The organism is Pantoea sp. X-Soil-ISGK-259 (assembly GCF_059730705.1).
In genome coordinates this window covers 315,093-338,371 of the sequence record NZ_AP035987.1, presented here as the reverse complement: position 1 = coordinate 338,371, position 23,279 = coordinate 315,093, and the positions used below count along the sequence as shown (strand labels likewise).

General features: G+C 54.0%; 17 protein-coding genes. 7 read left to right on the top strand and 10 right to left on the bottom strand.

Going from position 1 to position 23,279, the window contains the following annotated elements; translation table 11 throughout:
- Nucleotides 1-3: 3 nt before the first annotated feature.
- The 3 genes from AC6I77_RS20765 to AC6I77_RS20755 form a co-directional block, all read right to left on the bottom strand.
- Nucleotides 4-831, bottom strand: a complete 828-nt coding sequence (locus AC6I77_RS20765; RefSeq protein WP_008924714.1) for a TIM barrel protein — start codon at nucleotides 829-831, stop codon at nucleotides 4-6.
- A 94-nt stretch (nucleotides 832-925) separates the two neighbouring features.
- Complete coding sequence (locus AC6I77_RS20760; RefSeq protein ID WP_039661397.1) at nucleotides 926-2,368, bottom strand: sugar porter family MFS transporter; 1,443 nt, start codon at nucleotides 2,366-2,368, stop codon at nucleotides 926-928.
- A gap of 319 nt (nucleotides 2,369-2,687) precedes the next feature.
- Nucleotides 2,688-3,590, bottom strand: coding sequence for a LysR family transcriptional regulator (locus AC6I77_RS20755; RefSeq protein WP_008924712.1), 903 nt, complete (start codon nucleotides 3,588-3,590; stop codon nucleotides 2,688-2,690).
- Between the two features lie 100 nt (nucleotides 3,591-3,690).
- Between AC6I77_RS20755 and AC6I77_RS20750 the strand changes: the two genes are divergently transcribed.
- Together AC6I77_RS20750 and AC6I77_RS20745 are read left to right on the top strand one after the other, a co-directional pair.
- Complete coding sequence (locus AC6I77_RS20750) at nucleotides 3,691-4,758, top strand: SDR family oxidoreductase (protein WP_140033859.1); 1,068 nt, start codon at nucleotides 3,691-3,693, stop codon at nucleotides 4,756-4,758.
- Between the two features lie 86 nt (nucleotides 4,759-4,844).
- Nucleotides 4,845-5,501, top strand: coding sequence for an SDR family oxidoreductase (locus AC6I77_RS20745; RefSeq protein WP_192378033.1), 657 nt, complete (start codon nucleotides 4,845-4,847; stop codon nucleotides 5,499-5,501).
- A 226-nt stretch (nucleotides 5,502-5,727) separates the two neighbouring features.
- On the opposite strand, the gene fumA is transcribed toward AC6I77_RS20745, so the two are convergent.
- Entirely contained in the window at nucleotides 5,728-7,374 is a 1,647-nt protein-coding gene (gene fumA, locus AC6I77_RS20740; RefSeq protein WP_497817294.1) for a class I fumarate hydratase FumA, read from the bottom strand.
- Nucleotides 7,375-7,530: 156 nt separating this feature from the next.
- Complete coding sequence (locus tag AC6I77_RS20735) at nucleotides 7,531-9,039, bottom strand: DASS family sodium-coupled anion symporter (protein ID WP_003851475.1); 1,509 nt, start codon at nucleotides 9,037-9,039, stop codon at nucleotides 7,531-7,533.
- 589 nt (nucleotides 9,040-9,628) lie between these two features.
- Between AC6I77_RS20735 and AC6I77_RS20730 the strand changes: the two genes are divergently transcribed.
- Both AC6I77_RS20730 and AC6I77_RS20725 read left to right on the top strand, forming a co-directional pair.
- Entirely contained in the window at nucleotides 9,629-12,409 is a 2,781-nt protein-coding gene (locus AC6I77_RS20730) for a flavocytochrome c (RefSeq protein ID WP_497817293.1), read from the top strand.
- 63 nt (nucleotides 12,410-12,472) lie between these two features.
- On the top strand, nucleotides 12,473-13,435 hold the full coding sequence (locus AC6I77_RS20725; protein ID WP_497817292.1) for an FAD:protein FMN transferase: 963 nt from the start codon (nucleotides 12,473-12,475) through the stop codon (nucleotides 13,433-13,435).
- Here the strand turns inward: AC6I77_RS20725 and dcuR are convergent.
- Together dcuR and AC6I77_RS20715 are read right to left on the bottom strand one after the other, a co-directional pair.
- Nucleotides 13,429-14,148, bottom strand: coding sequence for a two-component system response regulator DcuR (gene dcuR, locus AC6I77_RS20720; protein WP_003851470.1), 720 nt, complete (start codon nucleotides 14,146-14,148; stop codon nucleotides 13,429-13,431). The genes AC6I77_RS20725 and dcuR overlap by 7 nt on opposite strands.
- On the bottom strand, nucleotides 14,145-15,779 hold the full coding sequence (locus AC6I77_RS20715) for a sensor histidine kinase (RefSeq protein WP_497817291.1): 1,635 nt from the start codon (nucleotides 15,777-15,779) through the stop codon (nucleotides 14,145-14,147). The genes dcuR and AC6I77_RS20715 overlap by 4 nt, the downstream gene beginning before the upstream one ends.
- A 306-nt stretch (nucleotides 15,780-16,085) precedes the next feature.
- Here AC6I77_RS20715 and mqo point away from each other — a divergent pair, with 306 nt between their 5' ends.
- On the top strand, nucleotides 16,086-17,735 hold the full coding sequence (mqo, locus tag AC6I77_RS20710; RefSeq protein WP_497817290.1) for a malate dehydrogenase (quinone): 1,650 nt from the start codon (nucleotides 16,086-16,088) through the stop codon (nucleotides 17,733-17,735).
- A 71-nt stretch (nucleotides 17,736-17,806) separates the two neighbouring features.
- Here the strand turns inward: mqo and AC6I77_RS20705 are convergent, their stop codons facing one another.
- Nucleotides 17,807-18,115, bottom strand: coding sequence for a VF530 family protein (locus AC6I77_RS20705; RefSeq protein WP_003851462.1), 309 nt, complete (start codon nucleotides 18,113-18,115; stop codon nucleotides 17,807-17,809).
- A 207-nt stretch (nucleotides 18,116-18,322) separates the two neighbouring features.
- Here AC6I77_RS20705 and AC6I77_RS20700 point away from each other — a divergent pair, with 207 nt between their 5' ends.
- Nucleotides 18,323-19,636, top strand: coding sequence for an MFS transporter (locus AC6I77_RS20700; RefSeq protein ID WP_497817289.1), 1,314 nt, complete (start codon nucleotides 18,323-18,325; stop codon nucleotides 19,634-19,636).
- A gap of 164 nt (nucleotides 19,637-19,800) precedes the next feature.
- A complete protein-coding gene (locus AC6I77_RS20695; RefSeq protein ID WP_164913098.1) occupies nucleotides 19,801-19,950 on the top strand; it encodes a hypothetical protein in 150 nt (49 codons plus the stop codon).
- 62 nt (nucleotides 19,951-20,012) lie between these two features.
- Here AC6I77_RS20695 and AC6I77_RS20690 read toward each other — a convergent pair whose 3' ends face one another.
- Complete coding sequence (locus AC6I77_RS20690; RefSeq protein ID WP_008924702.1) at nucleotides 20,013-21,479, bottom strand: pyridoxal phosphate-dependent decarboxylase family protein; 1,467 nt, start codon at nucleotides 21,477-21,479, stop codon at nucleotides 20,013-20,015.
- 14 nt (nucleotides 21,480-21,493) lie between these two features.
- Complete coding sequence (locus AC6I77_RS20685; protein WP_003851454.1) at nucleotides 21,494-22,879, bottom strand: diaminobutyrate--2-oxoglutarate transaminase; 1,386 nt, start codon at nucleotides 22,877-22,879, stop codon at nucleotides 21,494-21,496.
- Nucleotides 22,880-23,279 lie beyond the last annotated feature (400 nt).

The following is a 23,279-nucleotide window of genomic DNA, read 5'->3' as shown; positions in this document are numbered from 1 at the left end:
CCCTTAAGCTGAGTGATTTAACAAACGAATGCTGTCGCGTATTTCGCGGGTGATGTCCGCTTCCTGCCAGCTGTTCATTACCGACGAGAAAGGTTCAAAAGCGTAAAGGCCGCTGTAGCCCATCTTCTCCAGCCGCTCAACCTGTTGCTTACTGTGCAGGCGGTCGTCCGCGCTGAGCATGATGCGCTCTTCGTCGGTGAGCTGGCTGACCGGGCGCGGGTCAGTGACGCCGGAGAGGTGAACCAGCCCGATCTGACCGATATCGATTTCCTGTTCAAAGGTCTTTTCCGCATCCTCAAACAGATGATGATGGAAGGTATCGATCAGTAATCTGAACGGCACGCCTGCTTCATGAATCAGTGTCTGCGCCTGAGTTGCCGAACGTAGTGAGCTCTGAGGAAAGCCCAGCGGTTCTACCAGTCCCTGAATACCTGCGTCGGCGAACAGCGGTGCCAGGGTTTTCAGTGCAGCGACGGTATCGGCTGCGCTGATGGGCGTACCGTCATTGAGCGGACAGAGCACCAGCGATTCCGCGCCAACTGCCTGTGCATCGCTTAATAACTGACGGGCGCGCTGTAGTACCTCTTCATTCAGCTGGTTAAACGGATAGAGCGCATTGATGGTGACAATACGAATACCTGACTCACGCGCCAGGGCCCTGACGTCGTCACCGCTGAGATCGTCGGTAACGCGTCCGCTGGGCATATCATTACGCAGCTCGACATTATGAATACCCAGTTGGCTGACGAGGTTAAAAAATTGCGGAAGGGTGAGGCTGGGCGCTATTTTACGGTTGATGCAAAAGCGCGCGTTGGGAATATTCAGGCTCATAACAATTTCCTTGAACGTAGGGTGTCGGTGTTAATAGCAATCGGGTCGTCAGCGTCATGACGCGGGCCGTTATTTTTTTACTGCGCAGCAGGCACTATTTTTTGCCGTTATAAAGCGCATAGAAATAGTGCTCAACCTGCTCAAGACTTCTTCCCCGGGTCTCGGGAATAAACTTCACAACAAAAACAGAACCGCCGATGCCGATGGCCGCGAATATGAAGAAGGCACCAGCCAGACCAAATGCGGCTAATAACAGCGGGAAGGCCATAGAGATGGCAAAATTAGCGATCCACAGTGAGAAGACCGCGCCGCCCATACAGATGCCGCGCATCCTGGCGGGGAAGATTTCTGACAGCAGTAACCAGGTCACCGGTGACAACGCGCCCTGCTGAAAGCACAGAAACATCAGCATGCCCGCCAGCACCAGATACGCCCGCAGCAGATTGACGGTGCCATTGAGGTATTCCGGCATCAGCCAGCAGACCAGCCCGATAAAGAAAAGGCAGCAGGTGCAGCCCATCTGTCCAATTAACACCAGAGGGCGACGGCCCACTTTGCCGATTAACCAGATACCGACCAGCGTCATCACCACCGAAATCACGCCATTGGCGATGGTGGCAAACAGCGCCGCATCATTGCTCAGTCCGGCAGCGGTCAGCATGGTCGGCGCGTAATACATGATGGTATTGACGCCGGTCAGCTGCTGAATGGCGGCGATGCCCACGCCCAGCAGGAAAATTTTCATCAGCCAGGGCGTCGCAAGATCGCGCAGGCGGCCTTTGCCACGCTGGCGGTTCTCTTCGATGGTTTCCTCAATCTCCTCCAGTTCCCACTCAACATCTTCAGCGGCGCGGGTCTTTTCCAGCACCTCACGGGCGGCCTGACTGCGGCCTTTCATCACGTGCCAGCGTGGGGTTTCTGGCATAAATATCATGCCGATCCAGAGCAGAACGGCGGGAACAATCGATAGCGCGAGCATCCAGCGCCAGGTGTTTTCACCGCCCCAGATGTCGTTAAACGTGGCGTTTGAGATGTAGGCCAGCAACTGACCGCTGACAATCATCAGCTCCTGCAGGGTAACCAGCTGGCCGCGTTTGTTAGCGGGTGCGATTTCCGCGATGTAGACCGGCACGGTGGCTGCCGCGCCGCCCACGGCAAAGCCCAGGAACAGACGCGAGGCGATCATCCAGGTGACGTCCGGTGCCAGGGCTGATCCCACCGCACCCAGAGCAAAAATCAGCGCCAGTGCGATGATAATGCGTCGTCTGCCCAGGCCATCTGCCAGATGGCCGGCCGCCAGTGCGCCGAAGGCCGCGCCAAACAGCAGGGAGCTGGTCACCAGTCCCGTTGTAAACGGTGTGAGATGCAGATCGCCACGCATAAATAGCAGCGCACCCGAGACCACACCGGTGTCATAACCAAATAGCAACCCACCTAAAGTGGCAACCAACGCAATAATCTTCACAAAAGGCTCGGTGCGGGTGGCGCTATTGGGACCGGAGGCCGGGTTCGACGAAATATAAAGTTCTTTTTCCATGAATACTCCTGGTCATTACGGCAAAGACAAAACGTCAGAACATGAAGAAGCCATCACCCTACTGATATTTTTATTTCGGGTTAAATTATATTTGAAACTTAGTTTTCATTATGTGAGCTCAACCCTTTCGCCTTTTTTATTTTGATTGGATTCCATCAGGGCGTAATAAAAATCGTTAGATTAAAGAGGGTTAATATTCACGTTAATAAAAAAGCGATGTTTTTGTCAGGGCGAAATGGGAATAATTTCGGGAAAGCAGAGTGTGACGAATCAGGGTCAGGATGAAATATCCTGACCAGAAGAAAGGGGAATGTTGAGGTTAGCGGATGGTGAGTGCATTTAATGCGGATAACAGCGCGTCTACTTTTGGCAGAAACTGTTTACGCCGTGGCCATACCACGCTTAGCGTCAGCCCGTCAGGTTGTAACTGCGGCAGGATAATCTCCAGTTCGCCGGCTGCTACGGCGCGCTGAATCAGCCATGAAGGCATCTGGGCCACACCCAGTCCGGCGATGACCGCCTGCAGTTGCGCATCAACGTCGCCCACTGCCAGCCTGAACGGCACCTCGCGCCAGTGTGGCTGACCATCTTCAGTGGTGAACAGCCAGGGTTTGGTCGAGCCATCCACGCGCTCATAAAGGATGGCGGGATGATTCAGCAGCGCCGCCTCATTCTCCGGACGACCTTCACGGTCCAGATAAGCAGGAGAGGCACAGAACTGCATCTGCTCGCGGCCCATATTGCGCCATCCCAGGGACGCAGGGAGGTCAGGCGCACCGCCGATCCGTACTGCCACATCCACGCCTTCCTCAAACAGGTCCACAAAGCGATCGGACAAACTCAGGCTCAGCGCCAGTTCCGGGTGCTGCTGGCAAAATGGCATCAAGAGCGGCATGACGTTGAGACGGCCATAGGTCGTGGGCACCGCCAGACGCAGACGACCGGACGGAATGATGCGCTGCGCCGCCAGCACTGCCTCGGCTTCGGCCAGATCCTCCAGGATGCGCAGGCAGGTCTGATAATAGGCGCTGCCCGCGTCGGTGAGGTGCAGGCTTCGCGTGGTGCGTTCCAGCAGCCGCGAGCCCAGTCGCGTCTCCAGGCGGCTGACGCTTTTACTGACTGCCGAACCGGTCACATGCAGCCGCTCAGCCGCGGCGGTAAAGCTGCCGCACTCGACGCTGGCAACAAACGGCAGAATATCTTTGAGGCGATGATCGTGCATTGATTGATGAACTCAGGTTAAGAATGCTATGAATAAATGCCAGAGATAAGAACTGAATTCTCTATTAGGCTTAGAATTACGCAAAACGAGGAGAAATCAAATGAAAAAGCACGCTTTGATTGTTGGCATCAGCGGTGTCATTGGTCGCGCACTGGCAGAGAAATTACAAACAGAAGGCTGGCAGGTCACCGGTCTTTCACGCGGACGCGGTGCGGTTCCTGAAGGCGCAGCCAGTCTGACAGCCGATCTGACCGACGCTGACGCCGTTCGTGACGCACTGAAAGAGGTAAAACCGGATGCGCTTTTCTTCAGCGTCTGGGCGCGTCAGGAAAATGAGAAAGAGAACATCCGTGTTAATGGCGGCATGGTGCGCAATGTGATTGAAGCACTCGGCGATCGCCTCAAGGGTTCACATGTGGCACTGGTCACCGGACTGAAGCATTACCTGGGCCCGTTTGAAGCTTACGGCAAAGGGGCGGTGCCGGTGACGCCGTTCCGCGAAGAGCAGGGTCGTCAGCCAGTCGATAACTTCTATTACGCGCAGGAAGATGAAGTGTTCGCGGGCGCTGAGAAGTATGACTATCGCTGGAGCGTTCACCGTCCGCATACCATCATCGGTCATGCCGTAGGTAACGCGATGAATATGGGGCAGACGCTGGCGGTTTACGCGACGTTGTGCAAAGAGAAGGGCTGGCCCTTTATCTTCCCAGGCTCGCCTGAGCAGTGGAGCGGTATTGTGGATATGACCGATGCGGGCCTGCTGGCTGAGCAGCTGCACTGGGCTGCCACTTCACCAAATGGCGCAAATGAGGATTTCAATGCCGTAAACGGCGACGTCTTCCGCTGGAACTGGATGTGGCCAAAACTGGCAGACTATTTCGGTATTGAAGCTGCGGAGTACCCGGCGCAGATGATGCCGCTGGAAAATCGTATGCAGGAAGCCGCCAGTGCATGGCAGGCGATTGCAGAGCAGAATCAGTTGCGTGAGGCAGATGTGACTAAGCTGGCTTCATGGTGGCACACCGATGCAGACCTGGGCCGTCCGATGGAAGCTTTTACTGATATGAGTAAGAGCCGCAAAGCGGGCTTTACCGGCTATCGCAGCACGCTCGACTCTTTTACTCAGCTGTTTGATAAGCTGAAAGCGGAAAAAGTGATTCCGGACTAACCCAGCAGGCGCCGCATCAGGCGCCTGTTTCGTTTCTGGCAGAGACTATACTCAGGCACTGAATCAGTGAATGGAGGAGCAGATCGATGACAACATGTTTCATTATCGGGGCGGCGGGCAAGGTTGGCCAAAAGCTGACGCGTCAACTGAGCAGCAGAAACCATGCGGTCACGGCGCTGCACCGTAAACCGGAACAGGCTGAAACTCTTCAGGCCGCAGGCGCGAAGCCTGTTGCGGGTGATATTCAGCAACTCAGCGTGACGGCACTGTCCGGTTTAATGACGGGTCACGAAGTGGTTGTTTTCACCGCGGGTGCCGGCGGTGCCGGGATCGAGTTGACCAATGCTATTGACGGTGAAGGGTTGAAGCTGGCGGTAGCCGCAGCAGAGCAGGCGGGTGTCTCGCGCTTCCTGCTGGTCTCGGCGTTTCCGGATGCAGGCCGTGGTAAAACGCCATCAGAGGGTTTTGAGAATTACATGCGGGTGAAACGTCTGGCGGATGCCGTGCTGGTGGCGAGCAAGCTGGAGTGGGTGATCCTGCGGCCGGGAACGCTGACCGATGAAGCCGGGACAGGGCGGGTGCATGCTGATCTCGCTATTCCGTATGGGGAAATCCCGCGTGAAGATGTGGCGGCGACGCTGGTCGGGTTGATTGAGAATCCGGCGATTAAATATCAGATAATCGAACTCACCCAGGGTGATGTGCAGATTGATGTGGCGTTGCAGCGGTTGCAGCGGGTATAGAAAGGTAGGGTTGTTGCTGGATCGAGCCTGCTCAGGGAACGCGGTCAGTTTGGAAAGACGCAAAAGCCGTCATCCATGACACCCTCGGTCCGCACCGTCCCTGGTAAGGGATGCTTTCCTCCTCTGACCGTGCTCCCTGCGCAGACTCTCTGACAGCCAATAGCCCTTACTTTAATCAACAAAAAAGCCCCGAATCAGGGGGCTTTTTGCTTAGCTGACGCAGGTATTACTTCACGCATTTAGCGCAGTGCGCACGCTCAATGTGCTGGAAGAAGTCATTACCTTTATCATCGACCAGGATAAAGGCAGGGAAATTCTCCACCTCGATTTTCCAGATCGCTTCCATTCCCAGCTCAGGATACTCCACGCATTCCAGACTCTTGATGCTCTGCTGCGCCAGCACCGCGGCCGGACCACCGATGCTGCCCAGGTAAAAGCCGCCATGTTTATGGCAGGCATCCGTCACCTGCTGACTGCGGTTACCTTTTGCCAGCATGATTTTGCTGCCGCCGTGGGCTTGCAGCAAGTCCACATAGGAATCCATGCGTCCGGCTGTCGTCGGTCCGAGTGAACCGGACGCGTAACCTTCAGGCGTTTTAGCCGGACCGGCGTAATAGACCGGGTGATCTTTGATGTACTGCGGCAATCCTTCGCCATTATCGATGCGCTCTTTGAGTTTGGCATGTGCGATATCACGCGCCACGATAATGGTGCCGGTCAGTGAGAGGCGGGTAGAAACCGGATACGCGGAGAGCTGGGCCAGAATCTCTTCCATTGGACGGTTAAGATTCACCTGCAACACTTCACCTTCGCCCTGCTGACGCAGCGCTTCCGGAATCAGACGGCCTGGATTTGATTCCAGCTTCTCAATCCAGATACCTTCGCGGTTAATCTTCGCTTTGATATTGCGGTCAGCCGAGCAGGAAACGCCCATGCCGATCGGGCAGGACGCGCCGTGACGCGGCAGACGCACCACGCGGATGTCGTGCGCGAAGTACTTGCCACCAAACTGCGCACCAAGGCCAAGGTCCTGCGCTGCTTTCAGCAGTTCCTGCTCGAGCTGCACATCACGAAATGCCTGACCATGCTCGTTGCCTTCGGTCGGTAAGCCATCGTAGTAGTGCGTTGAGGCGAGCTTCACGGTTTTCAGCGTGCTCTCTGCCGAGGTGCCGCCGATAACAAACGCGATATGGTATGGCGGGCAGGCAGCGGTGCCGAGGGTACGCATTTTGTCCACCAGGTAATTTTTCAGTTTGCCTGGGCTCAGCAGCGCTTTGGTTTCCTGATAGAGATAAGTTTTGTTGGCGGAGCCGCCGCCTTTAGCGATACAGAGGAACTTGTACTCATCGCCATCAACGCTGTAGAGGTCGATCTGCGCAGGAAGGTTAGTGCCGGTATTCACCTCTTTATACATATCCAGCGCGGCATTCTGGGAATAGCGCAGGTTATCTTCAATATAAGTGTTGTAGATACCCAGTGACAGCGCGGCTTCATCGCCACCGCCGGTCCAGACGCGCTGGCCCTTTTTGCCCATGATGATCGCGGTGCCGGTATCCTGACAGGTAGGCAGCACGCCTTTGGCAGCAATTTCAGAGTTTCTTAAAAACTGCAGAGCCACATATTTGTCATTGTCGCTGGCATCCGGGTCATAAAGGATGGAGGCAACCTGCTGCTGGTGGGCCGGACGCAGCATGAAAGAAGCGTCGTGGAAGGCCTGCTGACTCAGCAGCGTCAGTGCCTGCGGGTCAACTTTCAGGATCTCCTGACCCTCAAACTCGGCGACGGAGACATGCTCGCGACTCAGCAAATAGTATTCAGTATCTTCGTGGGACAGCGGAAAAGGGTTCTGATAGACAAAAGGTTTGTTCGACATTTTTTCTCACTTAATGACCGGCTGAACCTCCGCGTGCAGGCTGCGGGGCACAACATCATAGGCGAATTAATCGTTTATTATGCTTCCTCACCGTGGGTGCGGTGAGGAAGTGCTGGAATGGTATCTTATAACGCGTTGATCTGCATGTTGTATCCGTCAGAACATCCACACCATCCACGGATAAGCAATCAGCATCATCGAACCTAAGAAGATGGCACCGAAGATAGTACCCAGACGCCAGTAATCTTTGGTAGGCAGATAGCCGCTACCGTAGTAAATCGGACTTGGGCCAGTGCCGTATGGCGTGATGATGCCCATCACACCCAAAGAGGTACACAGCATCAGGCAGAATACGGGCATATTGATGCCTGGGATTGACGCTGCGATGGTCAGCATGGCCGGTAACAGCGCGGTAGTGTGCGCGGTGGTGCTGGCAAAGAGGTAGTGCAGCAGGAAGAAGGCGATTAACAGCACCACGGCTGAAACCTGCGGGTCATAACCCTGCAGTAGCATGCCACCCTCTTTACCTAACCAGGTGATGAATCCGACACGGGCCAGGCCATCTGCCAGCGCGACCAGGGTTGCGAACCAGGCAAAGGTGTTCCAGGCCGGTTTATTACTGGTGATGTCGTTCCAGTTCAGGACGCCGGTCCACAGCATCAGCACGACAACCAGTAACGCCGCCATCGCGGGCTCAATCCACGAAGTGGCGAAAATCCACATCAGCAGGGCACAGACCACAAACACCAGCAGCAGGATTTCGTTGCGCGTCAGTCGGCCCAGTTTTTCCAGTTCAGCAATAGCCCATTTTGGCACTTCATCGTTGATTTTGACTTCAGGTGGGTAGAACCAGTAAGCCAGTAGCGGCATGGTCAGAATCAGCAGCAAGCCCAGTGGCAGGAAGGCCAGGAACCACATGCCCCATGAAATATCAAAACCGATGATGCTTTTCACCAGCGCCAGCGCCAGCAGGTTAGGAGCCAGTGCAGAGAGGAACATTGAGCTGGTGATACAGGCTGCGGTAATCGCGACCCACATCAGGTAAGAGCCGATTTTACGGGCGCTCGGGTCATTAGGCTTAGAACCATACAGCGGCGGCAGGTTAGCAATAATCGGGTAAATCGTGCCGCCACTGCGCGCGGTGTTTGACGGGGTAAAGGGTGCCAGTAACAGGTCAGCAAAGGTGATGGCATAACCCAGCGTCAGGCTCCGGCGACCCAGATATTTCACCAGAATCAGCGCAAGGCGACGCCCGAACTGCGTTTTGTCATAACCTGCGGCGAACATAAAGGCACCGAAGATGAGCCAGACTGTAGAGTTGCCAAAACCGCTGACCGCCCACTTAAAGGACTCACTGGCGACTTTAAATTTCGGATTAGCCAGTTCAGCCGGGCTGAAGAGCAGAAACTGGCTGAATAGCGCGATGACCACCACGCCAGTCAGACCGATCACGGCACCTGGCAGGGGCTCAAAAATCAACCCGACAATCACGCCCACGAAAATGGCGAAAAAGTGCCAGGCGTAGGGTTCGAGTCCGGCTGGGGTGGGAACAAGCAACAGCAGTACGGCAACGATTACCGGCAGCGCCAGCATGATAGCTTTCTTTTTACCCGCCGCCACAGGATCGGCTTTTGGGGGTTCAGTAACAGCTGAGAGTGTTTTCATAGTGTTTTATCTGCAAGTTAATAAGAATGCGATTTGCGCCCCGGACCTTCACTGATGACTTTCTTTTATATTCTTAATAGTGTGAATAAACCGCGATGCACTGATTTTTTTAATCTGCTGCTGTGATAATGAGCAGCGCTTTTAAATCCATGTAAATATAATGCGATTTCCAGAAATAAGAATTTTGATCCAGATCAAAGAAATTAATTCATTATTCCCGTTTTTTAACATTTATTATTAATTTATTTTTACTGCGTCAGGGATTTGACGACTCTGTGAAGCTGATCAACAACAAAATGACTCTGTAAAGCAAACGTTTTTTCCATAAAGCTATGATTTTAATTGACTTATTTGTTGTGTAAATGAATGGTTGATTTTTGGTAACTGATAGTTAACAATTAATATAACTTCGTTTTACTCTCCCGGCAAATAAAAAATAAAAATCGTTTAAAAGTTATAAAAGTAAAGTTATCGCTTAAGAAAGCAAAGAAAAGAGTATATTAACGTTATGACATCGGACCACTTAATTAAGCGATAATTTGCGTCCGCTAAAAATTTCCAGACTTTATAAATTTTGGAGTTTATCGCAATGAAATCTCTCACTCCCATTCTTAATCCACTTACCCTGCCCAATGGCGCTGTTTTAAAAAACCGGCTGGTCATGGCTCCGATGACCACCTGTACCGGTTTTTACGACGGCACGGTCACCAGCGAGCTGGTCGAGTACTATCGCGCCCGCGCGGGCAGCATCGGTACGGTGATTGTAGAGTGCTGTTTTATTGATAACCGTGGCCCGGCATTTCCGGGTGCCATTGCTATCGACAGCGACAATAAAATTCCCGGACTCAAACGTATTGCGGACGCAATTAAATCTGAAGGCTCAACCGCCATTCTGCAGATCTATCACGGCGGCCGTATGGTTGAGCCAGAACTGATTGGCGGAAAAACACCGGTTGCGCCCAGCGCCATCGCGGCGCCTCGTGAAGGGGCAACGCAGCCTCTCGCGCTGAGCGCTGAAGAGGTCGATACCATGATCACCAAATTTGGTGACGCAGTAAACCGCGCCATCAAGGCCGGTTTCGACGGTGTCGAAATTCATGGTGCCAACACTTACCTGATTCAGCAGTTCTATTCACCCAACTCTAACCAGCGCGATGACAAGTGGGGCGGCAGCCGCGATAACCGCGCGCGTTTCCCGCTGGAAGTGCTGGAAATCACCCATAAGATGGCGGAGCGCTTCGCTCATAACTCGTTCATTATCGGCTATCGCTTCTCGCCGGAAGAGATCGAAGTCCCCGGCATCCGTTTTGATGACACGCTTTATCTGCTGGAAAAACTGGCCGCGCGTGGACTCGATTACGTTCACTTCTCTGTCGGCCAGCTGCTGCGTCCGTCGATTGTCGATACTCAGGACCCGACGCCGCTGATTGAGAAATTCGTCGCGATGCGCTCACCTGAGCTGGCAAAAGTGCCGGTAATCGGTGTCGGCGGCGTGGTGAACAAAGCGGATGCGGAGCTGGCGCTGGAGAAGGGTTACGATCTGGTCGCGATTGGTAAAGCCTGTATCGCCTATCCGAACTGGACCGATCGCATCATCAACAATGAACACCTTAAGCTCTACATCGACAGCAACAAACGCGAAGAGCTGCAGATCCCTGAACCGCTGTGGCGCTTCTCGCTGGTCGATGCGATGATCCGCGACACCAGCGAATCAGGCCGTAAATACAAAGCGGGCGTCTATCAGGAAAAAGTTGAAGCCGAAGCGCTGAAGCTGAAAATCAACGTCACGCTGGATACCGACCGTATCACCGACATCTCGCTGGTGCCGGATGACACGCTGGATGTGGACTTCACCACCACCTTTGAAAGCCTGCGTAGCCGCATTCTGGTGGCGAACAGCCCACACGTTGATGCGATTACCGGTGCAACCACTCAGAGTGAGGCGCTTAAAAAAGCGGTTTCACGCGCGATGACCACCTCCAGTAAGGAACACGTGATCGAGGAAGGCGGTAACCCTAACGCACCACAGAATTATGATGTGGTGATTGTGGGTAGCGGCGGTGCCGGTCTGGCGGCGGCGATTCAGGCGCACGATGAAGGCGCACGCGTGGTGATCATCGAGAAGATGCCGACCATTGGCGGCAACACAATTAAAGCGTCAGTAGGCATGAACGCCGCTGAAACCCGCTTCCAGAAACTCAAAGGCATTGAAGACAGCAAAGAGTTGTTCTATGAAGAGACGCTGAAAGGCGGTCAGTTCAAAAACAATCCGGTGCTGTTGCGTGAGTTTGTTGACCTGGCACCTGAAGCAATTGAGTGGCTGGCGGATAAAGGCATTGAGCTTAACGACATCACTATTACCGGCGGGATGAGCATCGACCGTACGCACCGTCCGGCTGACCGCTCAGCGGTGGGTGGGTTCCTGATTAGCGGCCTGGTAAAAAATATCAACAGCCGCAACATTGAAGTCCTGCTGGAAACCTCCGTCGCCGAGATCCTCTATGAGAATGGGGCAGTCGCGGGAGTGAAAGTGGTTGATGAGTACAACGACAGCCGTATTCTGAACGCCAAAAGCGTGATTGTGGCGACCGGTGGATTCAGTGCGAACCGTGAGCTGGTGGTGAAATACCGTCCTGAACTTGATGGCTTCGTGACGACCAATCATAAAGGCGCCACCGGCAGCGGTATTGCGATGCTGGAAAAAATTGGTGCCGGCACCGTGGATATGGGCGAAATCCAGATTCACCCAACGGTTGAGCAGACCACCTCTTATCTTGTCTCCGAATCCATTCGCGGCGGCGGCGCCATCCTGGTCAGCCAGGCGGGCGAGCGTTTCTACAACGAAATGGAAACCCGCGACAAAGTTTCCGCTCAGATTATCGCGCTGCCAGAAAAGAGTGCCTGGATTGTGTTTGATGAGCAGGTGCGTATGAAAAACAAAGCGGCTGATGAATACATCGCCAAAGGCTTTGTCATCAGCGCGCCAACCGTGGCGGAACTGGCGGTGAAACTCAACATGAGTGAGCATCACACCCTGGAAGCAACGCTGGCCCGTTACAACAACTTCGTCATTATGCAGAAGGATGAAGACTTTGGTCGTCAGACCGCGCTGCGTCATCCGCTGAGTGAAGCGCCGTTCTACGCGATTCGTGTTGCTCCGGGTGTTCACCACACTATGGGTGGCGTAACTATCGACACCACAACAGCAGTGCTGAACAGCCAGAAACAGGTAATCAACGGTGCCTGGGCGTGTGGTGAAGTGGTTGGCGGCATCCACGGTGCGAACCGTATCGGCGGTAACGCTGTCGCGGATATCATCATCTTTGGTATTCTGGCGGGTGGTAACGCCGCCGCTTACGCCCGACGTTAACGGCAGTCTCCGGCATCCGCACCTGCGGGTGCCGGTTTTTTCCTATTCAAAGCAGAGTCGCCTATGTTAACTGATGCGCGTGTCTATGCTTACTCCGCTGTTTTAATGGGTTCGCCCATTCTGCTGAAGCTCTTCGAAGACAACCAGACGCTGGCCGCTCAGGTTTTCCGTCTGATCAAACAGCAGGAGAACCTTTTCACGGTAAATCGTGCGGCGTCTGAAGTGATGGCCGTTAATGACGCGGCCGGTCAGCATCCTGTGGTCGTCAGCCAGCCAGTCTTTGATTTGATCGCCTGCGCACATGCCGTCAGCCTGCTGCCGGACAGCCTGTTTAATCTTGCTATCGGGCCGCTGGTGAAGTGCTGGAATATCGGTTTTCAGGGACACAGCGTCCCGTCAGAAACCGACCTTCAGATGCGCATGGCGCTGACGAATCCCCATGACGTCATCCTCAATGCCGCAAGTCGCAGTGTCATGCTGGCCCGGCCGGGAATGGAGATTGATCTGGGCGCCATCGCCAAGGGCTACATCGCCGACGTAGTACAGGCGTTTTTGCGCCAGCAGCAGGTTAGCAGTGCGCTGATTAATCTGGGCGGGAACGTGCAGACGGTGGGCGCGCCGCCCGAAGAGGCGGGCTGGGCAATTGGCCTGAAAAAACCTTTTGGTGAGGCCGATGAGCTGATTGGCGTGATTGGCGTGAACAACCGCTCGGTGGTGACGTCGGGTGTCTATGAGCGCTATTTCGAGCTGGATGGCATCTGTTATCACCACATCCTCAATCCGCACAGCGGATATCCACTGGATACCGACCTGATGAGCGTCACGGTGATCTCTGATCGATCACTGGATGGTGACATCTACACGACACTGCTCTATGGCTTAGGTGTCGAAAAGGGCATGGCCTGCCTGGCAGATAAACCGGGCATTGAAGCGATCTTTGTGACCCGTGACAGGCAGGTCATCTGCTCGTCACAACGTCACTTTTCGTTTCAGTTACTGGACCCCGGGTACCGGCTGGTTCACTGACAGTACTGTTTGAGTAAGGTGTGATACTCCGGCTGCAGGCGGTAGCGGTAAACCGGACGGCCCGTGACACCATAGTGAATACTGGTGAACAGAATATTAATCTGCGCCAGCCAAATCAGGTATTTGCGGCAGGAGACGCGAGAGATATTCACTTCCGTTGCCAGCTCATCGGTAGAGAACTCGGTGCCAGGATGCGAATCGATCCACAGACAGAGTGTGCGCAGCGTCTGCGGCGTTAATCCTTTCGGCAGGCGTTTCTGCTCGCTGGCACCTGGCGGATTTCCATGCAACAGCTGATCAACGTCTGACTGCTGATAGAACTGGTGGTTATCCATCAGCGATTTTTTCTGTCGCCAGCCGGTCAGCGCCTCTTCAAAGCGGGCAAACTGAAACGGCTTGATCAGATAATCCACTACGCCATAGTTGAGCGAGGTTTTGATGGTGGCGGCATCGGCGGCTGACGAGATGATAATCACATCGACCGGACGTCCGGCACTGCGCAGTTCCGGGAGCAGGTCGAGCCCGTTTTCCTGCTGCATATAAATATCCAGCAGGATTAAATCAACCTGTGGCTCCTCCTGAGCCAGCCGCTCTTTTGCCTGCTGTAAGGTCGAGGCGGTGCCGCAGCACATGAAGCCTGGGATCTGCCCGATATAGCAGCGATTAAGTTCGGCTACCATCGCATCATCGTCGACAACTAACACATTGATCATTGGGTAATCATTCCTCTCTCCCACGGAAGTTGTACCAAGAATTGGGTAAATACACCCGGTTCCGATTCGACACTGACGTTGCCGCCCAGGCTTTCGGTCTGCTGCTTAAGCAGAAATAATCCGACACCACGATCGTCGCCTTTTGATGAAACACCGCGCTCAAAAATGGTACTGAGCTGGTTGCCGTCAATGCCCGGCCCATCATCACTCACTTCGCAGGCCAGCCAGCCGTTCTGATAGTGCAACATGAGGTGAATTTCCCCTTCAGTTTCCGGGTCCAGCGCCTCAAGCGAGTTTTCAATTAAATTGCCCAATACGGTAATCAGAACCGCGTTCTGCTCCTCGCTGCCGCAGTCAGGCAGAAAACTCGCTTCATCAATAATCAGCTGATGGCCTTCATCGGTCACCCGGTTGATTTTACTGAGCAGGAAGCCGGCAATGATCGGCGACTTAATCTTTTGCAGCAGTGAACCGATTTCAGTCTGATAGGCGTTAGCCGTTTTCAGGATGTACTCTTCCATCTGCGCATAATTTTTCATATGCAGCAGGCCCAGAATCACATGCAGCTTGTTCATGAACTCATGGGACCGTTCACGTAATGCATCCACATAGTTTACCATGCCGTCCAGCCGCTGCATCAGCTGGCTGATCTCCGTCTTATCCCTGAAGGTGGTCACCGCGCCAATTATGCGGTCGCGACTGCGAACAGGCACGGTGTTGCTGATCAGGATTCGGTTACCCAGCGTCAACTCCTGGTCGTACCAGGCTTTACCTGCATGCAGTGCATCCTGCTGATGACGATGCATCACACTCTCTTCTGCAATCAAATCGCCGCTTGACGGCATCTTGCGGGTCGTCTCATGTAACAATTGCTGAGCCGCGTGGTTGATCAGGCTGACGCGCGACTGATCGTCTACTGCAATCACACCCTCTTTAATGGAATTCAGAATGGCCTGACGCTGCTCAAACAGGCTGGAAATTTCGTGCGGCTCCAGCCCCAGTAAGATGGTTTTTAGCCGCCTGACCAGAATAAGCATACCCAGCAGGCCTGCCAGACCACCAAACAGGACGGTCCAGACGATATTCCAGCGGCTTTTAGCAATCTGGGCCGCCACATCATTCAGTGCGATGCCGATCGCCACGACACCAATCTGCTGATGCTGTGCGTTATAAACGGGCGTAAATACCCGCAGTGCCTCCACCAGTACGCCGTGATTGACGGCGACATTTTCCCGACCACCCAGCGTGGGATAGATATCATTGCCGACAAAGTGTTTGCCAATCACCGCCGCATTGGGATGTGAAAAGCGAATACCCTGCATATCCGTGACCACCACGAACAGGAGACCGTTACGCTTGCGGGCCGCTTCAGCCAGCGGCTGAATCTGACTGCTGCCGTCCGGCAACAACAAACCACGCTGAACTTCAGGCGTGTCTGCCAGCGTGCGAGCCACTGCCATCGCCTTGTCTTTGAGATGCGACTGAGCAAAGTTATCAATCTGAACGAAATAGAGCACATGGACAGCGATCAATACAGTGATGATAACGGCGGTCATCATCAGGGTGGTCAGAGTACTGAGTTTCATTGGTCGTTTCGGCACGGCATATCGATTCTGTGTTTGGCTTTTCATGAATGTCCAGCACGGATGGGAGATCGCCAGGAAACATACGCTAACTCACCGCATCAGTACAGTTTTAGCGGCCTGCGCGCGGGCAGTCGCACTCAAACAATATTTGTGTTAGGGGATTGTATAATTCAAAGGACACCCTTAATGTGTGGTTAAAATATGTGAGCAATTCAGTAAGCCTTTTGTAATTAAAATAAGGCTAAATTGCTATTTTTAATTTTATAACTATTTTCACATTAACTCACAAATAACATTATTTTAAACTTTGAGGACTTTTTTTAACCAGTACCGTCTGAGCTGTAGATTAAAATGATGAATTCAAAGAAAGTTATTCCCACTCTTTCCCTCGCGGCCTTGTTAGTTTCTTCAGCCCTTCACGCTGAAACCTCACCAGAAAAAACTGACGTCCTGTTAATTGGCGGCGGCATTATGAGCGCCTCAATGGGCACCATGCTGGAAGAGCTGCAGCCTGGCTGGAAACAGATCATGGTTGAGAAGCTGGATGGCGTGGCACTGGAATCCTCTAACGGCTGGAACAATGCCGGTACAGGTCACTCTGCCAACATGGAACTGAACTATACGCCTGAGCGTAAAGACGGTTCTATCGACGTCTCTAAAGCGCTGGAAATTAACGAAGCGTTCATGATTTCTCGCCAGTTCTGGAGCTCACAGGTTAAAGAGGGCGTAATGCACGATCCGCGCTCTTTCATTAACTCAACGCCACACATGAGCTTCGTCTGGGGCGACAACGTCGACTTCCTGACCAAACGCTATGCGGCGTTGCAGAAAACGGCGCTGTTCCAGGGCATGAAGTTCTCTACCGATCACAAGCAGATCGAGCAGTGGGCACCACTGGTCATGGAAGGTCGCGATCCACAGCAGAAAGTGGCCGCAACCTGGACGCCAGTTGGCACCGATGTTAACTATGGTGAAATTACCCGTCAGTTGATCGGCAGCCTGAAAAAGAACGATAACTTCCGTCTTGAAACCTCTTCTGAAGTTACCGACTTCAAACGTAACGGCGACAACTCCTGGCACGTCACCATTAAAGACGCTAAAAACGGCAACGAACGTGCTGTTGACGCGAAATATGTCTTTATCGGTGCGGGTGGTGGTGCGCTGAAATTACTGCAGAAGACCGGTATCCCGGAAGCGGATAACTATGCGGGCTTCCCGGTAGGCGGATCATTCCTGGTGACTGAAAACAATGCGATTGCCGATCGTCACCTGGCGAAAGTCTATGGTCAGGCGTCAACCGGTGCACCGCCGATGTCGGTTCCGCATCTGGATACCCGTTATCTGGACGGCAAACGCGTCGTGCTGTTTGGACCGTTTGCGACCTTCTCCACCAAGTTCCTGAAAAACGGTTCGCTGTTTGATCTGCTGAGCACTACCACGACTCATAACATCGTGCCGATGACCGATGTGGGTATGGATAACTTCGACCTGGTGAAATACCTGATCGGACAGGTCATGCTGAGTGATGAAGATCGCTTTAAAGCACTGCAGGAATACTATCCGGACGCGAAGAAAGAGGACTGGAAACTGATTCAGGCCGGTCAGCGTGTGCAGATCATCAAGAAAGATGCTGATAAAGGTGGCGTGCTGAAACTGGGTACAGAAATTGTGACCGATCAGCAGAAAACCGTGGCGGCACTGTTGGGTGCATCTCCTGGTGCCTCAACCGCAGCGCCTATCTCCCTGAGCGTGATGCAGAAACTGTTCCCGGAAGAGTTCAAGTCACCGGAATGGCAGGCGAAGATCCACAAGATGATCCCAGGATACGGTCAGAAACTGAATGACAACGTGCCGTTGCTGCAGCAGGTCTGGAATGAGACCGCTCAGACTCTGCAACTGACCACGCCGCCCGTGATCAACATGGAAGGCAAAACCACAGATGCGCCGGCCGCACAGCCTGAGAAGGCTGCGCCTTCAGCGAAACACGATATGGCGCTGTAACAGCGACCTGACGTAAAAAAAGCCCGCACAGGTTAACCTGTGCGGGCTTTTTTATTGCCGCCTGATCGGTATTACTCCGGCGTTTTGTCGCGCCAGTTTCCCCAGGGATCTTCAGCAGGGGCCTGATCCGCGTCTGACGGTTCTTCACGCGCTGCCGGTTGCGCACTTAACGAGTCGAGATAAAGCGCTTCGACTTCAGCCCGCGCCCAGGGGGTACGACGTAAAAACTTCAGGCTCGATTTAACGCTGGGATCGCTTTTAAAGCAGTTAATGTTGATCCGTTTTCCCAGCTCCTCCCAGCCATACTGCGCGACTAAACTGTTAATCTGCATCTCCAGCGTTACGCCATGCAGAGGATCTTTTGAGGTGTGTGCGTTCATCGTCTATCCGCCTGATTCAGTCAATGCCGCACATCCTGACAATCGTAAAGCGGTTGTGCAAGGACTGAAGGTGAAAAAGCTCACCCGCGGCGCATCATCGCTGCTTTTATGTGTTCGGGTTAACGTGACGGGCAGAAGAGCGCGCAGGCATGCAGTGATTGTGCTAATCATAAGCAACTGATGATGCTCTAGAAAGGAACGTCGCTCATGTCCGGACCCGTTGGAAATCTGCTCAGCTCTGCCAGCCGTGAACGTGCGCTGCTTGCCGGTTCGGTAGGAAATTTCATTGAATGGTATGAGTTCGCGGTTTATGGCTTTCTGGCTACCGTTATTGCGCAGAACTTCTTCCGGCTGGAAGGGGAATCCGCGCTGACCGGGCTGCTGCTGACCTATGCCTCATTCGCCATCGCTTTTTTCTTCCGTCCGCTGGGTGCGATCATCTTTGGCCGTATGGGCGACCACATCGGGCGCAAACCTGTACTGATCTTTGTGTTGATCATGATGACGCTGGCGACGGCGGCTATTGGTCTGGTTCCCACCTACGCCCGGTTGGGCATCCTGGCGCCGCTGATCGTGACCGGTCTGCGCATCCTGCAGGGGCTATTCGCGGGTGGCGAGTATGGCGGGGCAGTTTCACTGATGACCGAGTTTGCGCCGCGCGGTAAGCGGGGTCTGTATGGCGCATGGCAATCCTTTACCGTGGCGCTGGGTTTGCTGGCAGGCGCGGGCATTGTCGCGCTGCTCTCGGTGCTGCTGACGCCGGAGCAGATGCTGAGCTGGGGCTGGCGCATTCCGTTCTTTGTCGCGCTGCCACTGGGCGTTCTGGCGCTCTGGCTGCGGGTACAGATGGAGGAGACGCCGGCATTTATTCAGCAGCAGGCGCAACCTGTAGCAAAAATCGACGCCAGCCTGGGTGACACACTGAAAACGATTCTGCTGGGTATCTGCCGGCTGATGGTGTGGTCGGCGGCGGGCTATACCTGGCTGGTGATCATGCCGACTTATCTGCAGGCATCGCTGCATACTGGCTTTAACCAGGCGCTGCTGATTGCGGTGATATCCAACCTCGGCTTTGCCGCCACGATTATTCCGGCCGGAATGCTGAGCGACAGGATTGGGCGACGGGCAGTCATGGTCTCGGCGGCGGTACTGCTGCTGGTACTTTCTCTGCCGCTGTTAAACGTGTTGCAGTCAGAGAGCGCCGGATTGCTGCTAAAAGCGCTGGTGGTGTTTATCGCGGGCGGGGTAGTCGGATTGCTCGCCGGGCCAGGACCCGCGATGCTGTCCGAAATGTTTCCGACGCGGGTGCGCTATACCGGGCTTGGGCTGGCCTATTCACTCTCCAATGCGGTGTTTTCCGGCTGCGCAGGATTAATCATCACCGGACTGATTAAGGAGACAGGTAACCCCGATATTCCCGCCTGGTATGTGATGGCGACAGCACTGGTAAGTATTGTGGCTCTGATGACGCTCAATAAAGATGACCATCTGCGGATGCTGGATGAGCCACCCGCACGCTGAGACAGACCAGGGGCAGGGCATCTGGCAATCGTCCAGATCTGCATCAGTGCCTGGCTGTATATGGGGTCAAATGGGACCCGATTCTGTCGCTCATCCGGCAATACGCGCTTGATGTCCCGATATATATCGCCAACCATACTTTCCTGATTCTAACGGGAGACGATATGGAATTGTCACAAGAGGAAAGCGAAGTCGTGGCTTGGTTTCTGAGCCAGCATTGGTCGGAATTTTCGGAGATCGCAGAGGAGTATCTTTCGGCTTCTGCCGTGCATCGGCTGGCTGAAAAGCTGGGACTGGAAAACAGAGCTGCCTGAACGAAAAAACCAGCCTGGCGGCTGGTTTTGTTTTATGCGACGGACTGCGGATTGCGGGTAAATTACACCAGCTTTTGTGCCGTGGTTTCCACCAGCGTCAGCAACACTTTGATATCATCCAGCGTCACTGTCGGGTTCAGCAGCGTCATTTTCAGGCAGGTCACGCCATCGTGCTCGGTCACGCCGACGTTAGCGCGGCCTGACTCCAGCAGAGCATCACCGATACGCTGGTTCAACAGGGCGATATCCGCACTGCTGAAGTGCGCCAGATGCGCCGGACGATAGCGGAACAGCACGCTGGCCAGCTGCGGTTTCATCACCAGCTCCAGCGCTGGTTGTTCATCAACGTACTGAGCAACCTGCTGCGCCAGCGTCACACCGTGATCGATGATTTCGGCATACTGCTTCTGACCCAGCGCTTCCAGGCCCATCCACAGTTTCAGTGCATCAAAACGGCGGGTGGTCTGCAGCGATTTGGACACCAGATTCGGCACGCCCTGCGCTTCATCGAACTCAGAGTTCAGGTAGGCCGCCTGGTAGCGCATCAGCTCATAATGACGTGCTTCCTTCAGCAGGAAAGCGCCACAACTGATGGTCTGGAAGAACTGCTTATGGAAGTCCAGGGTGATGGAGTCGACCAGCTCAATGCCATCCAGATAATCGCGATATTTTTCTGAGAGCAGCAGTGCGCCACCCCAGGCTGCATCGACGTGCACCCAGATGTTCTCTTCCGCCGCCAGCGCCGCGATCTCACGCAGCGGATCGATCGCACCCGCATCGGTGGTACCGGCTGTGGCAACGATCGCCAGAATGTTTTCGCCGTTGGCTTTGGATACGGCCAGCTTGTGGCGCAGGTCATCCATGTCCATGCGGGCAAAGCGGTCACATTTTACCTGCGTGACGGACTGATAACCCAGACCCAGCAGCGCCATGTTCTTCTGTACGGAGAAGTGTGCGTTCTCTGAGCAGAAGACTTTGATCTTCTTCAGATCGCCGGTTAAGCCATCCTGCTGTACCGAATGTCCCTGGCGGGCAAACCAGGCATCACGCGCCAGCATCAGCCCCATCAGATTGCTCTGTGTACCGCCGCTGGTGAAGACACCCGCGTCGCCAGGCTGATAACCCACCTGGGTGCGCAGCCACTCAATCAGCTTCATTTCAATCAGGGTGGCAGACGGTGCCTGATCCCATGAATCCATGCTCTGGTTGGTGGCGTTGATCAGCACTTCCGCCGCCTGGCTGATAACCAGGCTCGGACAGTGCAGGTGCGCCACACACTGCGGGTGATGCACCGACAGGCTATCTTTGAGGAAGTACTCAATGGCGCGTTCAATCGCGGCCTGGTTGCCCAGGCCCTGAGGATTGAAGTCCAGCGTGATGCGCTCGCGCAGCTCTGCGACGGTTTTTCCCTGATACATCTCAGGTTGTTCCAGCCACTTAACGACAGCCGCGCTACTCTGGGCAATCGCCTGCTGGTAGGCCTCGGTACTCTGTGCTGAGGCCGCCAGAATCGGGTTTAACCGGGACATTGCATTCACTCCACTCAAACTGGTTTCACGCCAGCTGACAGCAGGGCGTTTTCAAATTTATCCATGAACACGTCAAGTTCTGCATCCGTGATCAGCAGGGAAGGCAGCAGACGTAATACGCTGCCGTGACGTCCGCCACGCTCCAGAATCAGGCCGTTCTCGAAGCATTTCTTCTGAACCAGCGCAGAAAGCTCGCCGTCTGCCGGGAAGCTGCCCATGTGGTCAGCAGGCTCGTCGGGTTTCACCAGCTCAATGCCGATCATCAGACCCAGACCGCGCACATTGCCGATGACCGGATAGCGCTGCTGCAGCTCGCCCAGTTTGCCTTTCAGCCATTCGCCCTGTGCCGCGACTTTGTCAGCGATGTTATTATCTTTCAGCAGTTTCAGGGTAGTCAGGCCGGTGGCCATTGCCAGCTGGTTACCACGGAAGGTGCCGGTGTGGTGACCTGGTGACCAGGCATCGAACTCTTTCTTAATGCCGAGTACCGCCAGTGGCAGACCACCACCGACCGCTTTGGACATCACAATGATGTCTGGCTCAATACCCGCGTGCTCAAAGGCGAAGAATTTACCGGTACGGGCAATACCCGCCTGGACTTCGTCAATGATCAGCAGAATGCCATGCTCTTTGGTGACTTTGCGGATACGCTGCAGCCATTCCGCTGGCGCCGGGTTAACACCGCCTTCACCCTGAACCGCTTCCAGAATGACGGCAGCGGGTTTGCGAACGCCACTCTCAACGTCATTAATCAGGTTTTCGAAGTAGTAAGTCAGTGCTTTTACGCCCGCTTCACCACCAATGCCCAGCGGGCAGCGGTAAAGGTGCGGATAAGGCATGAACTGCACTTCCGGCATCATGCCATCAACGGCTTCTTTCGGAGACAGGTTGCCGGTGACCGACAGCGCGCCGTGGGTCATACCGTGATAGGCACCGGAGAAGCTGATAATGCCGGAACGACCGGTGTGCTTTTTCGCCAGTTTCAGCGCCGCTTCAACGGCATCTGCGCCGGACGGGCCAGTAAACTGCAGGCAGTACTCTTTGCCCTGGCCCGGTAATAAGGAGAGCAGGTACTCAGAGAACTCATCTTTTAAAGGCGTAGTTAAATCAAGAGTATGTAACGGCAAGCCGCTGGTAATGACATGTTGAATGCTCTGCAAAACATCGGGATGGTTATGTCCCAGCGCCAGCGTTCCTGCACCTGCAAGACAGTCGAGATACTGATTATTCTCGACATCTGTAATCCAGACACCCTGAGCTTTCGCAATTGCGAATGGCAATTTACGAGGATAACTGCGAACGTTTGATTCAAATTCAGCCTGACGGGCTAAATACGTTTCGTTGGTAGCGTTTGCGTTCTGTGCATTCAAACTATCAATACGGACTTTATCCGTCATCATATCTCTCCTACAACCGGGACGGGCGTAGCGTCACAGTTGAATAAATGAATTAAAATGGGTGGCTATGTAAAAGCGCGGCCAATATAGGTGTTTTTAAGGTCCGACTCAATGTTTAATTTCATCATCAGATATCGGATTCTTTACTATAGGAATCAATAATTTGGTGGGGTTCTGAGCGCATCTATTCTTGCCGCTTCGTTAGCTGCTTTCCAATAACTGGCGTAAAAACACCAGCTTACCTGACTCCGGTTGCGCTAAGTCAATGATAATAATCTGTGTAAACAGCTGTTTCCGGGTAAAAACGCTATCAAAAAGAGGCCTTATCAGACAGAAAAGGTATAAGTCGGTTTGACTGCGGAAGCTGCATTTATAGCAGCAATAAACCGCCGACTAATTAAAA

Bases quoted from the DNA above. Each gene is read 5' to 3' on its own strand.
- AC6I77_RS20765 (WP_008924714.1), bottom strand. From the start codon at position 831: ATGAGCCTGAATATTCCCAACGCGCGCTTTTGCATCAACCGTAAAATA.
- AC6I77_RS20760 (WP_039661397.1), bottom strand. From the start codon at position 2,368: ATGGAAAAAGAACTTTATATTTCGTCGAACCCGGCCTCCGGTCCCAAT.
- AC6I77_RS20755 (WP_008924712.1), bottom strand. From the start codon at position 3,590: ATGCACGATCATCGCCTCAAAGATATTCTGCCGTTTGTTGCCAGCGTC.
- AC6I77_RS20750 (WP_140033859.1), top strand. From the start codon at position 3,691: ATGAAAAAGCACGCTTTGATTGTTGGCATCAGCGGTGTCATTGGTCGC.
- AC6I77_RS20745 (WP_192378033.1), top strand. From the start codon at position 4,845: ATGACAACATGTTTCATTATCGGGGCGGCGGGCAAGGTTGGCCAAAAG.
- fumA (WP_497817294.1), bottom strand. From the start codon at position 7,374: ATGTCGAACAAACCTTTTGTCTATCAGAACCCTTTTCCGCTGTCCCAC.
- AC6I77_RS20735 (WP_003851475.1), bottom strand. From the start codon at position 9,039: ATGAAAACACTCTCAGCTGTTACTGAACCCCCAAAAGCCGATCCTGTG.
- AC6I77_RS20730 (WP_497817293.1), top strand. From the start codon at position 9,629: ATGAAATCTCTCACTCCCATTCTTAATCCACTTACCCTGCCCAATGGC.
- AC6I77_RS20725 (WP_497817292.1), top strand. From the start codon at position 12,473: ATGTTAACTGATGCGCGTGTCTATGCTTACTCCGCTGTTTTAATGGGT.
- dcuR (WP_003851470.1), bottom strand. From the start codon at position 14,148: ATGATCAATGTGTTAGTTGTCGACGATGATGCGATGGTAGCCGAACTT.
- AC6I77_RS20715 (WP_497817291.1), bottom strand. From the start codon at position 15,779: ATGAAAAGCCAAACACAGAATCGATATGCCGTGCCGAAACGACCAATG.
- mqo (WP_497817290.1), top strand. From the start codon at position 16,086: ATGATGAATTCAAAGAAAGTTATTCCCACTCTTTCCCTCGCGGCCTTG.
- AC6I77_RS20705 (WP_003851462.1), bottom strand. From the start codon at position 18,115: ATGAACGCACACACCTCAAAAGATCCTCTGCATGGCGTAACGCTGGAG.
- AC6I77_RS20700 (WP_497817289.1), top strand. From the start codon at position 18,323: ATGTCCGGACCCGTTGGAAATCTGCTCAGCTCTGCCAGCCGTGAACGT.
- AC6I77_RS20695 (WP_164913098.1), top strand. From the start codon at position 19,801: ATGGAATTGTCACAAGAGGAAAGCGAAGTCGTGGCTTGGTTTCTGAGC.
- AC6I77_RS20690 (WP_008924702.1), bottom strand. From the start codon at position 21,479: ATGTCCCGGTTAAACCCGATTCTGGCGGCCTCAGCACAGAGTACCGAG.
- AC6I77_RS20685 (WP_003851454.1), bottom strand. From the start codon at position 22,879: ATGATGACGGATAAAGTCCGTATTGATAGTTTGAATGCACAGAACGCA.